Here is a 14,077-nt window from a genome sequence, read left to right as displayed (position 1 = left end):
AGATTACGATGATATCAAAGGTACCGTTATGTACGATAATCTGAAAAGTCTTGGTATTACCAATCCTGATGAAATCGATCGCTATAGCCTGCGGCAGGAAGCCAATAACGATATTCTGAAAATCTACTTTCAGAAGGATAAAGGCGAGTTCTTCGCCAAGAGCGTCAAGTTTAAATATCCGCGTCAGCGTAAAACCGTGGTCGCCGACGGCGTGGGCCAGGGCTATAAAGAAGTTCAGGAGATTAGCCCTAACCTACGCTATATCATCGACGAGCTGGATCAAATCTGTCAGCGCGATCGCACCGAAATCGATCTGAAACGTAAGATCCTGGACGACCTGCGTCACCTGGAAAGCGTTGTCACGAATAAGATCAGCGAAATTGAATCCGATCTGGAAAAACTGACGCGAAATAAATAAGCCTGATACGGGCCAGAGTCTGGCCCTGTTTCCCTCTCTTCTCTCACTCATGCCTCATCTGCAAACTCAGTGAACCTCAGATTTTCGTCTCTCATCTCATTTCATCTCATTTTTCTATCCACATGAATTACATAATAAAATAAGGACCTGTATGTTCAGTTTCCACCTGAAAGGAGGTCATACGATGACACTGGAAATTGAACAAACATGTTATACCCTGCAATCTGCGCCCTGGCTGGATAATGCCGGTTTTGAAAAAGGACGCCAGCACGATCGTCAGCCGCTGGGCTTTATTCTGCCCGCCAATACGGTGCTGCAAATCCGCCAGCCGGATATGAGTAACGGTAATGCGACGCTGCGCCTGCTCTGCGATGATACCGCGGCAGAAAAAACCTGTACGCTGGCCACCGGCTGGAAAACGGTCAGCGCAGCCGTTGATACCGTCCCTTTTATCGATACGTTGTTTACCGACCAGCCCTGCGAGTTCACCGTCATCTATCAGCAACCCGCGGCAACTAAACCCCTACCCTGCTGGAAAGCGGGCCAATCTGAGGATGAATTTTTCCTTAACTGGGAAAAAAATAGATCGTCATTCGCGCTGCTTGATTTGGATGTTATCAATCTGCTGCTGCCCTATGCCGACCGCGATAATGCGATGAAAGCTGGCTTACCCGCGTTACACGCTTATTACACTCACCTTTTTAAATGCTATAACGACTGGGCTGGGTTAAGCGATAAGCCGGATTCTCCGTTGAATCAGGATATTGCCACCCGCTATTTTGTAAGAGCCGATAAACATGGCGTCGGTGCGGCTTATTACGATACCGGATGGTGCGGGCATACTTCCGCAACCATCGGCGAAGGCTGGCTGGATAACGTCACCACACAGTGGGTGATCCTGCACGAGATTGGCCACGGCTATCAGGGCAAATTTATGCAGGACACAACGCTGCCCGTCAACGAAGTGTGGAACAACATTTACGCTTCTTTCTACCAGCAGCTCACGCTGAGCCAGGACGATCATCTCTATATTGATGGCTGGCTCTATGACTATGGTCAGCAGGCCGTGCAGGAAGTTCAGCTGATGACCTGTATTAAAGACCAGACGCCCGTCGCCCGCTGGGGCCTGCGTCCGCGTCTGCAATTTCTGATGCTGATGCTGCTCAAAGCGGGAACTAAAGCCTTCCGCGCCTTCAACCAGAACTATCGTATACTAGCCAATAGCAATGGCTTCCAGCCATCGGATCACCAGCTTGCCGATATGCTGGCTACCGCTATTGCTACCGCCGCAGGGTATGATGTCACTCCGTTCATTGCGCTAGGCGGTCTCCCCCTGGAAAACGCCACTCGGGAATATATCGCTACGCTGGCGGCAAAACCGCTTTATCCGCTATATCTTCTTCTGCCACAAAATGAATGGGATAGCGCACGTCGCCAGCTGGGGCTGGACTCTTTCGTCTGGCTGGTGGATAACAGCGAACTGGCGGCTTTAGGTAAAACAGGTACGCTATCGCTGACGCTCAATATCGACCAGCCGGATCAAATCTATGGTCGGACGCTGACTATTAAGGATAATTGCGGTACGCGTTATTCACTGATAGTCGATGATAACACCTTGACCCTGAATGACCTTCCCATCGGCATTTACCAGATCGATCCACCGAAAGGCCGTTCACAAAAATATCGTCCGGACATCAGCCATATCGTCGTCAAAGAAGGCATCAATACGGCTACCGTCAACTACACCCGACAAAGCGATACCAGCGTGCGTAACGTCACGATGAGCTTTTTAGGTCTTGGCGATGCGCCATTTGCGCGCCTTGATATCGACTATGAAAATCAGCAACTTATTCTAAACGTTATCAGCGCCACGCCGCATAGCTACTATCCCGATACGCTCTATGCTGGCGTATGCGTCCTTTCCGCCAGCGGCGAAAAGGTATTTGAGCGCAAAATGAACGGCACGAACTGCGCCACCGGTAAGGAGATTATTCCCTTCGGTCCTCACTATCACTTATATATTACTCACGTCGAGCCGGGACGGCTGAAAGCCTCTCCGGGATATTTAACGCTGGTCGCAGGTGAGAAATTCCAGCTGATGCGCATTGATGATAATGGGCTTTATAACTTTATCCTCGACAATAATCCGGCGGATGACTTACAGGCTATTTTCGAACACAACGCTCAGACGATACGTAGCCAGCCTTCACTGCTGGCGCAGGAAGAGAGCGTAAGTAAAAACGATCTCTGGCTGCTGCTCTCTCGTATGGAAGAGCCTCGGCGCAGCAAATTGCTCAAAGAGTATGCCGACGTCCTGCCTCAGGATAATAGCGAACCGGGCGAACTGACGGGCAAAAGCGTTACCCTCAATCTCAGAGGGCAAGGCAATAAAGATTTTTGCCAGATCGTTATCGATAATCAGCAGCACACAATGACGGTCGCCACGCGTACCGGCGCGCCGCACCCGTATTATGTCTCCCATACCTATGCCAGCATTACGGTAACCGGAGCAGACGAAACGGTGGTTTATCACCGCAGCTATGCCGGAGCGACCAATAACCTGGCTAACAGCGAGACTATCGCGCTCGCTGAAAACATGATCATTGAGGTTTTCCATGATGAGCCATTCCGCTCCAGCGCCTGCAATGATACGACTCATCGCGCAGTTACGCTGAAGCAACACAACCGCTGGCGGGTAGTGAAGGATGGGCTGACGACCTGTTCGCTTATACCCGAGGAGCAGGATGAGGAAACCCCTGATGCTGAGGAGGGGGCAACAGAGCTTTACGGCGATCTCTTCACCTGGCAACTGCTCGGCGAAAATAATACCCGTTTCGCGACGATGGAGATGGATATTGGCGGCGGCGCGCTGACCTTTACCGCCAGCCCTGGGGTGCCGAATAAGCAATTTACGACGACCTATGCCACGGTAAATGTCTACAATACGCGCGGCTCGGTGGTTTATCGCCAGTCCATTAAAGGCTCATCGCAGCTTGGCGATTATATAGATACGGCAATACTCGATGAAGGCTATATCGTCGAAGTCTTTCATGCCGAAGCCGGAGATCGCTCCGTCATCATCAATCCGTTAAATGGTCATTCCTGGGCACAGCCTAATACCGTCTCCTGGCAAGTCACGACCCGCGGACTGCAGCGCCTGTAATCCGCCATTCCCACTCCCGCCTGCGGCGGGAGTGTTTTTAACGCTGCTCATCCAACTGGAGCGCAATATACAGCAGCAGACGATCGTCAAAATTTCCTAAATCCAGCCCCGTCAGTTCAGAAATACGGTTCAAGCGATATTCCAGCGTATTACGATGGATAAATAGCGCTTTGGAGGTCGCCAACGGCTGCACGTTATGACGAAACCATGCCTGTAAAGTACGGCGCAGCAGGCCGTTGTTATCCATCGCCTTCAGGCGAACCAGCGGGCGCGCCAGCTCATTGGCCTGCCAGCCACCGCGCAGGCTATCCAGCAGGACCGGCAGCATCAAATCCTGGTAGAAATAGCTACGGCTTTCGGGCATCCGCTGCTTGCCGACCATCATCGTGGTTCGGGCGGTGCGGTACGAGCGAGCAATGCTGCCCGGCCCGGTAAAGAAATTGCCCAGCGCCACGCGAAAACGCAGCTGACCGTTCTCTTTCATCCGGCTAATTAGCTGCTCAACGCGTTTGCAGTGATCTTCTGCATCCCAGCGCCCAAAGGCATTCAGCGCGGGCTTCAGCACCACCATCTCGGTCAGCGAGACAATGGCCACCAGATTATTACGATCCGGCGTGGTCAGCGCGGTTTGCAGCTGCTGCAGTTCCGCCATCGCGCTATCGACGCCCAGCTGGCCGCTATCTACTTCAATCATCGCCACGACGCGCGGTTGATTGAGATCGATCCCCAGACGCTGCGCCCACTCAGTCAGCGCCGGCGTGTTCTCTTCCGCCTGAATCAGGTTCATGACCAGCTCTTCACGCAAACGGCTATCCTGGGCCAGGAGATGCATCAGCCGCGATTGTTCCAGCATCATCTCGGCGGTCATACAAACCAGTTCCCCGTATTTGCGCAGCGACTCCGGTTCTCCGGTCAGACCGATTACGCCAACGATCTCCCCTTCCAGACGCAGCGGCAGATTGATCCCCTGACGCACGCCGTGCAGGTGGCGGGCAACAGCATCATCAATGTCGACAACCCGTCCCTGAGAAAGCACCAGCAGCGCCCCTTCGTGCAATTCACCAATTCGCTCGCGGTCACCGCTGCCGATAATGCGCCCTCGGGCATCCATCACGTTAATATTGGTATCAATGATGCGCATCGTGCGCGCCACGATATCCTGCGCCATTTTGGTATCAAGATGCCAGCCAGCCATGTAACCCTCCCGTGAGCAGGCTACCAGCATAGAAGAGTTGGCAAAACGCCGCATTGTGCATTTGCCCAAAGCCGGGGAGAGAAGTATGGAGTTGTGGAAGATGTCACAGAACCAAAAATGGAACCCTCAGCAGAAAGAAAAAGCCCCTTCCCTCCGCAAGGAGAGAAGGGGCTTTGCAGACGGCGACGAATTACTGCATCAGCAGATAAATAGTCGCATCGCCGCGCTGAATGTTCAGCGCCAGAACAGAGGGCTTGGCATCAAAGATTTTGCGCAGGTCGGCAATATTTTTCACCGGTTGCTGGTTAGCGCCAACGATGATATCGCCTTTTTTCAGGCCAATCTGCGCCGCCGGAGTGCCCGCTTTCACGTTGCTCACCACGACGCCTTTGTCCTGGCCTTTGTTGCTCATTTCCGCACCTTCAATACCGTTGAAGATCGTGCTGGAATCAACCTGATTCTGGTTGCTCTGCTGCAGCTCAACGGTCACCGTCACCGGCTTACCGTCGCGCAGCAGGCCAAGCTCGACTTTGCTGCCGATCGGCATGGTACCCACCTGGGCACGCAGAGCGGCGAAGCTGCTGATCGATTTACCGTTCAGCGTGGTAATCACATCGCCGGCTTTAATGCCCGCCTTAGCGGCGGCCGAGTTTGGCATGACCTGGCTGACGAACGCGCCGCGCTGCGCATCAACTTTCATCGCTTTCGCCAGCTCGGAATTCAGCTCGGTACCCATGATACCCAGCTCACCGCGCTTCACCTGGCCAAACTTAACCATCTGATCGGTAAGGTTTTTCACCATGTTGCTCGGAATAGCGAAGCCGATACCAATGTTGCCGCCGTCCGGCGCCAGAATCGCGGTGTTGATACCGATCAGCTCGCCGTTCAGGTTAACCAACGCGCCGCCGGAGTTACCGCGGTTAATGGCCGCATCGGTCTGGATAAAGTTCTCATAGTTTTCAACGTTCAGGCCGCTACGACCTAACGCGGAGACGATCCCCGAGGTCACGGTTTCGCCCAGACCAAACGGGTTACCGATCGCTACGGTGTAATCGCCGACGCGCAGAGCGTCAGAGTCCGCCAGTTTAATCGCGCTCAGGTTTTTCGGATCCTGAATTTGAATCAGCGCAATATCAGAACGCGGGTCTTTGCCGACGACTTTCGCGTCGAACTTACGGCCATCGCTCAGCTGAACTTTAATGGTTGTCGCGTTATCCACGACGTGGTTGTTGGTGACGACATAGCCTTTAGCGGCATCAATGATGACCCCGGAACCGAGGGCCATAAATTTCTGCTGCTGTCCGCCGTTACCGCCCGGCGCGCCGCCTTGTCCGCCGCCCTGACAGAACGGAGAGCTCTGGAACGGTGAACCATCCTGGCAGAATGGTGAATTATCGCCAAAGAACTGCTGGAAGTTTCGCGGCATCCGCGGCGTATTAACGGTGGTGCTCCCCTCAACGTTAATGCTCACGACCGACGGCATCACTTTTTCCAGCATCGGCGCCAGGCTTGGCATCTGCTGCGCATTAGTTGCCGAAGAAGCTGTTTCCGCCGCGCTCGCAGAGAGAGGGGACAACGCCAGACCTAAACTCAGAGCCAGGGCACTCATTGCTAACGTGGTTTTTTTCATATGTTTCAATCTCGATTTCAGATAACGAATAGTTGCTGTGTAGGTGACTATCAGAGTCATTTTATAGCGCGAAGTTCCGGAATGAAGTTTTGGTAAAAGTAAAAATTTATTGTCCGTCTTTACAAAACTCAGCCTTATTCTACGGCCATCAGGCGACGATATTCATCCCATGCATACAAGTCGGTCATTCCGCTGATATAGTCCTGAATGAGACGACAGCGATAATAATATTCCATCACCGGAAATTCCGGATTACTGCGTGAAATCTTATTTACGGCCTCGACGTAAGCCAGCCGATGGCGAGTCGAAAGTTTCTGGAACAGACGCGAAGCAATCGGTAAACTCCGCACCCGCTCTTTTTCCACCAGCAGACTAAACTCATCGAGCGATAATTTTAGCAACGGCTGGTATATATCTAACAAACCACTAATCACTCGATAACCTTGCAGTTCCAGCTGCTCAACGTCAGGATGGCTAAACACATGTTTTACCGCAACATTTTTGTATAGCTCAAGCAGCTGACTGCAATCACTATCGTCTTCAAGCAGCGCGTGATTAAAATCGCCGCTGAAAATCTTCTCCAGGTTATCAATAAACCGACGCGCCGCGTACGGTACCAGCCTATTGAGCGTATTCACCCGTAAATACATAAAAAACTGATCTTCAGTGCTGCGACTCAGAGAATTCGCACGCGATTTCTCCCAGGCGTTTTCGACAACTTGATTAAACAAGGAGCCTTTTTCGTGACCCCCCCAGGCCTCATAGAGATGCTGATAAAGCTGCTCTACGCTGAAGATGCGTTTTTCTACCGCATCCTCAAGGTCGGCAACGCAATATGAGATATCATCCGCGGCTTCCATAATCCACGTTAATGGGAATCGATTGTAAGGAGCCAGATCCAGTTCTTTACGCAACCTCGCAACATAGCCTTCTTCGGCTAAATAATAACCAGGTTTCTTCATTAAATAATTGTGGCTGGCCGGCGGTTCCCCGCGCCACCATGCCGGACGGGTATATTTTAAAATACAGCCCACCTGCGCCCAGGTCAGATTCATTCGCATCAGCGTATGCACTAACCGAATGCCCTGCGCATTTCCCTCAAACCAGCACAAATCCTGGCGAACTTTACGGCGAAGCTCATTCAGTTGGCTATCGCCTTCCTGCAGGCGCAACGCCGCAACCACGCAGCGATCATCGGTTAACGGCTGGGTGGCCGCATCGCCGGGAAAAAGCCGCTGGCTGAACCAATCGTTAATTGCCGCCTCGCCAAAATGACCAAATGGCGGATTGCCGATATCGTGCATCAGGCAGGCCATTTCAACAATGCTCTCAAACGGCCCGGTGAGCTCATCCAGCCCGTAGCGTTCGAGCAGCTTCTGCTCTTTCAGCCGGCTCAGCACCTCTTTAGCGATATAGCGGCCCACCTGCTGAACTTCCAGGGAGTGGGTCAACCGCGTACGCACCGCAGCGTTGCGCTCCAGCGGGAAAACCTGAGTTTTTTGCTGCAGCCGGCGGATCGCCGGCGAGTTAATGATGCGCCCGCGATCGCTTTCGAAAATTCGCAGGATTTCTCGCTCCGTCTCAACGCCCTGCGGTGAACGGTAGCGGCGACGCCAGTTAATCTTGTTGCGAAAATCGATCTTAGCCATGATCTCCCCCGAGCGAGCAATAACGTTTCCTTCTAAGCGCATGATAGACTATGCCGCTAAAACCCACACATCGCGAGTAAATCTATGAAAATCGGCATTATTGGCGCAATGGAAGAGGAAGTTACCCTTCTGCGCGACAAAATCGACAACCGCCAGACTATCACTATCGGCGGCAGCGAAATCTACACCGGCCAGCTTCAGGGTATTGACGTCGCTCTGTTGAAATCGGGTATCGGCAAAGTTGCCGCCGCAATGGGCGCGACCCTGTTGATGGAACACTGTAAGCCGGATGTGATTATCAACACCGGTTCTGCGGGCGGTCTGGCATCAACCCTGAAGGTCGGCGACATCGTCGTTTCCGACGAAACGCGCTATCACGATGCGGATGTTACCGCGTTTGGCTATGAGTATGGTCAGCTGCCGGGCTGTCCGGCCGGTTTCAAAGCCGATGAGAAGCTGATTGCCGCCGCAGAGACCTGCATCAAAGCGCTCAACCTTAACGCGGTACGCGGGCTCATCGTCAGCGGCGATGCTTTCATCAATGGTTCCATTGGTCTCGCAAAAATCCGTCACAACTTCCCGCAGGCCGTCGCGGTAGAAATGGAAGCCACGGCCATCGCGCACGTCTGCCACAACTATGGCGTACCTTTTGTAGTCGTTCGCGCCATCTCCGATGTTGCCGATCAGCAGTCGCATCTCAGCTTCGACGAGTTTCTCGCCGTTGCCGCGAAACAATCCACCCTGATGGTGGAAAACCTGGTGCAGCACCTGGCCCGTGGCTAAGTCGTTTATAACGGAGCTTGCCGCCCTGCTGCTGCTCGCCCCGGCGTGGCTTTTCGCCGCGCCGCGGGTGGTGACGCTCTCTCCCGCCAATACAGAACTGGCGTTTGCCGCCGGCATTACGCCAGTTGGCGTCAGCAGTTATTCCGATTATCCCCCTGAAGCCGCAAAGATAGAGCAGGTCTCCAGCTGGCAGGGGATGAATCTGGAACGTATCGTCGCCCTCAAACCCGACCTGGTGCTGGCCTGGCGCGGCGGTAACGCTGAGCGGCAGGTCAATCAGCTAAGCTCGCTCGGGATAAAAGTCATCTGGGTCGAAACGTCGACCATTGAAGACATTATCGCGACGCTTCGCCAGCTGGCGCAGTGGAGCCCGCAGCCGGAAAAGGCGCAGCAGGCGGCGCAGAATATGCAAAGTGAGTACCAGAAGCTGAAAGCCCGCTATGCCAACGTGCCGAAAAAACGCGTTTTTTTACAGTTCGGCGCCAACCCTCTCTTTACGACCAGCAAAGGCTCGATTCAGGATCAGGTTCTGACGCTGTGCGGGGGAGAAAACATTTTTGCCGCCAGCCGGGTTCCCTGGCCGCAGGTTAGCCGTGAACAGGTGCTGGCAAGGCAGCCGCAGGCTATCGTTATCGCCGGCGATGCCAGTAAACTTCCCGCCGTTGAGCGCTATTGGCAGAATCAGCTAAAAATTTCTTTTATTGCGCTACATGGCGACTGGTTTGAACGCGCGAGCCCACGTATTATCCTCGCCGCAAAACAACTCTGTACTGCGCTCGAACAGGTAAAATAATCACCTGATAACCCAGGTGCTCAGAACCTATCCCACCAGGCGCAATTGTTGCAGACAGTCTGGAACACAGCGAGGAACAACCGCAGCGTACACGCAGTACGTGAGGTTCGTCAGCGCTGACCAGGGTCAAACTGGCAAATGAAATAGCCTGATGGGGTAGACTATAAGTGGGAACTGACGATGCTTGTCTATTGGCTGGATATTATTGGCACCGCCGTGTTTGCCATCTCTGGCGTCCTGCTGGCTGGAAAGCTGCGCATGGACCCTTTCGGCGTGCTGGTATTAGGCGTGGTGACCGCAGTGGGCGGCGGAACCATTCGTGATATGGCCCTTGCTAACGGCCCGGTATTTTGGGTTAAAGATCCTACCGATCTGGTAGTGGCGATGGTCACCAGTATGCTGACTATCCTGCTGGTGCGCCAGCCGCGTCGGTTACCGAAATGGGTGTTGCCGGTACTGGACGCCGTCGGCCTGGCTGTATTTGTCGGGATCGGCGTCAACAAAGCCTTCCTTGCCCATAGCGGACCGCTGGTGGCCATCTGCATGGGCGTCGTCACCGGCGTCGGTGGAGGGATTATTCGCGACGTGCTGGCGCGCGAAATCCCGATGATTCTGCGTACGGAAATCTACGCGACCGCCTGCATCGTTGGCGGTATCGTACACGCAACGGCGCACTACACCTTCCAGGTTCCGTTAGAAAACGCGGCGATGTCAGGGATGGTGGTTACGCTGGTGATTCGGCTGGCGGCAATCCGCTGGCACCTGAAGCTGCCAACGTTTGCGCTTGATGAGAATGGACGGTAATAAAAGCAAAACGGTAACCTTAACGTTACCGTTTTTAATGTTTGCTCCCTCTCCCTGTGGAAGAAGGGGCTCACGATCGCACTATCTTTAGACGCTGAATGAGGAGCCGCAGCCGCAGGTGCTTTTCGCATTCGGGTTGGTCACGATAAAACGCGAACCTTCCAGTCCCTCGGTATAATCGACGGCGCCGCCGACCAGATACTGCAGGCTCATTGGGTCAACCACCAGGCCGACGCCCTGCTTCTCGATAGTCATATCGCCTTCGTTAACCTGATCGTCAAAGGTGAAGCCGTACTGGAAACCGCTGCAGCCACCGCCGGTGATGTACACGCGCAGTTTCAGGTTCGGATTGTCTTCATCCGCAATCAGGTCTTTTACTTTAATCGCTGCGGCTTCGGTAAACTCCAGCGGCAACGCTACGTCATCACTCATTTTATGCTCCCATTGATACTTCTGACCGGTTAAAGAATAACCCGACCTTTTGAGCCATTATCTAATACCCGAGTAAATCGTTCAAGTATTCTCCCCGCCGACAGGCTGCGCCCTGGCTTCCTGTTCCGCTTTTTGTTTTGCGAGAGTACGCTGCAGAATAGTCGAGTATAAAGGCTTACCGCCGAGGAATTGTGCCAATAGTGTTGCGCCGAGGCAGGTAATAATCATTGGCAAAATGAGCTGATAATTATCGGTCATCTCCAGCACCAGCACGATACCGGTCAACGGCGCGCGGACCGAGGCGGCAAGCAGCGCCCCCATACCGGCAATGGCAAAGGTTCCCGCATCCAGATGATACGCCGGAAACAGCGGCGTCGCTGCCATACCAAACGCCGTACCCAGCAGCGTCCCCAGCGCCAGCATCGGGGCAAAAATTCCGCCCGGCGCGCCGGAAGAGAAGCAGAGCAGCGTGGTAATCACCCTCGCGATAAAAATAAATAGCAGCAGGCCAACGGAAAAATTGCCCGCCGCGGCGATGGGGATCAGGTTAAAACCGCCGCCGGACGCTGCCGGCTGAATCAGTCCCAGCACGCCGCAGCTACCGCCGATCAGGCCGCCAATCAGCACCCATTTCTTGATGTTGCCGCCGTGAATCCGCTGGAACATATCCTGGGTACGCAGCACCAGCGTATTAAACAACGGACCCACGCAGCCAAAAATCATCCCAAGGATCAAATACAGCCACAGCGTGTTGACCGGCGCATTGCTGAGCTTACCGACCTCGATAACCGCTTTATCGCCATTGAAGATACGGAAAACGATGGTTGCCATAATCACGCCGGTAAACACGGCTTTAATGGAGATCAGGTTGTAGCGAAACTGCGGGCGCATCTCTTCAATAATAAACAGAATCCCGGCCAGCGGCGCGTTAAAAGCGGCGGAGAGCCCCGCGGCGGCGCCGGTCGCCAGAAGCGTATGACGCGCTTCCGGGCTGCGCATGCGGAAGACGTCCACCACCATGCGCCCAAGATTGCCCCCAAGCTGCACCATCGGCCCTTCGCGCCCCAGCACCATCCCCGCGCCCAACGTGCCCATGCCGCCGATAAACTTCACCGGCAGCACGCGCCACCAGCGAACGGGACGCAATTCCTCCAGCGCGCCTTCAATTTCCGGGATCCCAGAGCCGCCTGCTTCCGGCGCAAAACGACGGACGAGGAAATAGCCCACCATCGCCAGCAAAGCGGAGAGGATAAAAGCCAGCGGCCAGACCAGAAACCAGTGGTCTGCCACCTCTACCAGCGCGCCAATGCGCACGTTTTGCACCCAATTGACGCTTTTCTCAAACGCGACGCCAACCAGCCCCGCCAGCGTTCCGACAACGGCCGCCATCAATAACACCGCCAGCGGCGTTTTATCACGCTGAATCAACCGACGCACGGCATCGCTGCGGCGAACGCGTACGAACTGATGTGCTGAAGAAGAGGGATTTTCTGCTTTCATGCCATTATCAATGATTAGTAATACAAATAGAAAGAAGGGCATTCTAGCCAACCGGACAGGCTCCGTCGTCAAAAAAATGCGCTGCGCCCCCATTGTTTCAATTGGGCAAAACTTTCATAACCTTCCTGGAATAACTTAGAATAGTCGACAAAACATTTTTCACGAACCAGGACCCCGGTAATGAGCAAATCTGAAAATCTGTATAATGCTGCGCGTGAACTTATCCCCGGCGGCGTGAACTCTCCGGTACGCGCCTTCACCGGCGTCGGCGGCACACCGCTGTTTATTGAGCGCGCCGACGGCGCATATCTCTACGACGTCGATGGTAAAGCGTATATCGATTATGTCGGCTCCTGGGGCCCAATGGTGCTGGGCCATAACCATCCGGCAATCCGCAATGCGGTTATTGAAGCTGCCGAGCGCGGCCTGAGTTTTGGCGCGCCGACGGAGATGGAAGTTAAAATGGCGGCGCTGGTCACCGAACTGGTCCCGACCATGGATATGGTCCGGATGGTGAACTCCGGTACCGAAGCCACTATGAGCGCCATCCGCCTGGCGCGCGGCTTTACCGGTCGCGACAAAATTATCAAGTTCGAAGGCTGCTACCACGGCCACGCCGACTGCCTGCTGGTGAAAGCCGGTTCAGGCGCGCTGACGCTTGGCCAGCCGAACTCGCCGGGCGTGCCAGCGGATTTCGCCAAACATACCCTGACCTGCACCTATAACGATCTGGCCTCGGTCCGCGCTGCGTTCGAACAGTATCCACAGGATATTGCCTGCATCATCGTTGAGCCGGTGGCCGGTAATATGAACTGTATTCCACCGCTGCCGGAGTTTCTGCCGGGCCTGCGCGCGCTGTGCGACGAATTCGGCGCTCTGCTGATTATTGATGAAGTCATGACTGGCTTCCGCGTGGCGCTGGCGGGCGCGCAGGATTACTACGGCGTGGTGCCGGATTTGACCTGCCTTGGCAAAGTCATCGGCGGCGGTATGCCGGTTGGCGCATTCGGCGGTCGCCGCGAGGTGATGGATGCCCTTGCTCCGACCGGCCCGGTTTACCAGGCAGGTACCCTCTCCGGCAACCCCATCGCCATGGCGGCAGGTTTCGCCTGCTTAAGCGAAGTGGCGCAGCCCGGCGTACATGAGACGCTAACTGAACTCACCAACCAGCTGGCACAGGGCCTGCTGGACGCCGCTCGCGATGCCGGTATTCCGCTGGTGGTGAATAACGTCGGCGGCATGTTCGGCATTTTCTTTACCGATGCGCCAAGCGTGACCTGCTACCAGGACGTGGTGAAGTGCGATGTAGAACGGTTTAAACGCTTCTTCCACCTGATGCTGGAAGAGGGCGTCTACCTGGCGCCGTCGGCGTTTGAAGCGGGCTTTATGTCTATCGCTCATAGCGAAGAGGATATCGACAATACCGTCGCCGCAGCGCGTAACGCCTTCGCGAAGCTGTAACCCTGATTGCCGGGACTGCCCAGTCCCGGCAATATCTCTGTCATCTCGCCGCAAAGCCTCAATTTGCGTGGGTTCACGCATAACAATCTGCAAGCGCGATCGCTTCGAAAGATTGTCATCATCCCGCCTCGTAGAACCCAAAATCGTCGGCAGACAATGGGCAGGCAAAAGCAGATTCTCAGCGGAAACTCAGCCGCAAGGATTGCTCAGAATGACAACACAATCGTCCCCTACACCACATGACGCCAT

11 protein-coding genes are annotated in these 14,077 nt (G+C 54.5%); 6 read left to right on the top strand and 5 right to left on the bottom strand.

The genetic code is table 11. The features are described 5' to 3' along the window. The first annotated feature begins 28 nt into the window (after window positions 1-28). Together KO1_RS19290 and KO1_RS19285 are read left to right on the top strand one after the other, a co-directional pair. Window positions 29-418, top strand: coding sequence for a DUF3461 family protein (locus tag KO1_RS19290; protein WP_004098742.1), 390 nt, complete (start codon window positions 29-31; stop codon window positions 416-418). Window positions 419-602: 184 nt separating this feature from the next. Continuing rightward, on the top strand, window positions 603-3,581 hold the full coding sequence (locus KO1_RS19285; RefSeq protein WP_064407088.1) for a putative mucin/carbohydrate-binding domain-containing protein: 2,979 nt from the start codon (window positions 603-605) through the stop codon (window positions 3,579-3,581). 37 nt (window positions 3,582-3,618) lie between these two features. Here the strand turns inward: KO1_RS19285 and cdaR are convergent, their stop codons facing one another. The 3 genes from cdaR to dgt all read right to left on the bottom strand — a co-directional run bounded on the left by cdaR (window position 3,619) and on the right by dgt (window position 8,055). Further along, entirely contained in the window at window positions 3,619-4,776 is a 1,158-nt protein-coding gene (gene cdaR, locus KO1_RS19280) for a DNA-binding transcriptional regulator CdaR (RefSeq protein ID WP_004098741.1), read from the bottom strand. Between the two features lie 190 nt (window positions 4,777-4,966). Beyond that, complete coding sequence (degP, locus tag KO1_RS19275) at window positions 4,967-6,406, bottom strand: serine endoprotease DegP (RefSeq protein ID WP_004107952.1); 1,440 nt, start codon at window positions 6,404-6,406, stop codon at window positions 4,967-4,969. 134 nt (window positions 6,407-6,540) lie between these two features. After that, on the bottom strand, window positions 6,541-8,055 hold the full coding sequence (gene dgt, locus KO1_RS19270; protein WP_032704955.1) for a dGTPase: 1,515 nt from the start codon (window positions 8,053-8,055) through the stop codon (window positions 6,541-6,543). Window positions 8,056-8,139: 84 nt separating this feature from the next. Here dgt and mtnN point away from each other — a divergent pair, with 84 nt between their 5' ends. From mtnN to KO1_RS19255, 3 genes are all read left to right on the top strand, one after another. Continuing rightward, window positions 8,140-8,838, top strand: a complete 699-nt coding sequence (mtnN, locus tag KO1_RS19265; RefSeq protein ID WP_004107960.1) for a 5'-methylthioadenosine/S-adenosylhomocysteine nucleosidase — start codon at window positions 8,140-8,142, stop codon at window positions 8,836-8,838. Next, on the top strand, window positions 8,831-9,631 hold the full coding sequence (btuF, locus tag KO1_RS19260) for a vitamin B12 ABC transporter substrate-binding protein BtuF (protein ID WP_004107961.1): 801 nt from the start codon (window positions 8,831-8,833) through the stop codon (window positions 9,629-9,631). The genes mtnN and btuF overlap by 8 nt, the downstream gene beginning before the upstream one ends. 180 nt (window positions 9,632-9,811) lie before the next feature. Beyond that, window positions 9,812-10,435 carry a TRIC cation channel family protein gene (locus tag KO1_RS19255; protein ID WP_004107962.1) on the top strand — a complete coding sequence of 208 codons (624 nt, stop codon included), beginning with the start codon at window positions 9,812-9,814 and terminating at the stop codon, window positions 10,433-10,435. Between the two features lie 87 nt (window positions 10,436-10,522). On the opposite strand, the gene erpA is transcribed toward KO1_RS19255, so the two are convergent. Together erpA and clcA are read right to left on the bottom strand one after the other, a co-directional pair. After that, window positions 10,523-10,867: an iron-sulfur cluster insertion protein ErpA gene (erpA, locus tag KO1_RS19250; protein ID WP_004098733.1), complete on the bottom strand. Its 345-nt coding sequence runs from the start codon at window positions 10,865-10,867 to the stop codon at window positions 10,523-10,525. Between the two features lie 81 nt (window positions 10,868-10,948). Continuing rightward, the gene (gene clcA / locus KO1_RS19245; RefSeq protein WP_032692291.1) at window positions 10,949-12,367 is read right to left on the bottom strand and encodes a H(+)/Cl(-) exchange transporter ClcA; all 1,419 of its coding nucleotides are present in this window, start codon (window positions 12,365-12,367) and stop codon (window positions 10,949-10,951) included. 180 nt (window positions 12,368-12,547) lie between these two features. Here clcA and hemL point away from each other — a divergent pair, with 180 nt between their 5' ends. Continuing rightward, window positions 12,548-13,828 carry a glutamate-1-semialdehyde 2,1-aminomutase gene (gene hemL / locus KO1_RS19240; protein ID WP_064407087.1) on the top strand — a complete coding sequence of 427 codons (1,281 nt, stop codon included), beginning with the start codon at window positions 12,548-12,550 and terminating at the stop codon, window positions 13,826-13,828. Window positions 13,829-14,077 lie beyond the last annotated feature (249 nt).

It is taken from the genome of Klebsiella oxytoca NBRC 105695 (assembly GCF_001598695.1).
GTDB classification, from domain to species: Bacteria; Pseudomonadota; Gammaproteobacteria; order Enterobacterales; family Enterobacteriaceae; genus Klebsiella; species Klebsiella oxytoca.
The sequence above is the reverse complement of the archived record's forward strand: the minus strand, read 5'-3'. Positions and strand labels throughout refer to the sequence as shown.

What these genes read in the sequence shown, in the direction of transcription:
- cdaR (WP_004098741.1), bottom strand. Translation starts at nt 4,776, where the DNA reads ATGGCTGGCTGGCATCTTGATACCAAAATGGCGCAGGATATCGTGGCG.
- dgt (WP_032704955.1), bottom strand. Translation starts at nt 8,055, where the DNA reads ATGGCTAAGATCGATTTTCGCAACAAGATTAACTGGCGTCGCCGCTAC.
- degP (WP_004107952.1), bottom strand. Translation starts at nt 6,406, where the DNA reads ATGAAAAAAACCACGTTAGCAATGAGTGCCCTGGCTCTGAGTTTAGGT.
- KO1_RS19255 (WP_004107962.1), top strand. Translation starts at nt 9,812, where the DNA reads ATGCTTGTCTATTGGCTGGATATTATTGGCACCGCCGTGTTTGCCATC.
- erpA (WP_004098733.1), bottom strand. Translation starts at nt 10,867, where the DNA reads ATGAGTGATGACGTAGCGTTGCCGCTGGAGTTTACCGAAGCCGCAGCG.
- clcA (WP_032692291.1), bottom strand. Translation starts at nt 12,367, where the DNA reads ATGAAAGCAGAAAATCCCTCTTCTTCAGCACATCAGTTCGTACGCGTT.
- KO1_RS19285 (WP_064407088.1), top strand. Translation starts at nt 603, where the DNA reads ATGACACTGGAAATTGAACAAACATGTTATACCCTGCAATCTGCGCCC.
- hemL (WP_064407087.1), top strand. Translation starts at nt 12,548, where the DNA reads ATGAGCAAATCTGAAAATCTGTATAATGCTGCGCGTGAACTTATCCCC.
- mtnN (WP_004107960.1), top strand. Translation starts at nt 8,140, where the DNA reads ATGAAAATCGGCATTATTGGCGCAATGGAAGAGGAAGTTACCCTTCTG.
- KO1_RS19290 (WP_004098742.1), top strand. Translation starts at nt 29, where the DNA reads ATGTACGATAATCTGAAAAGTCTTGGTATTACCAATCCTGATGAAATC.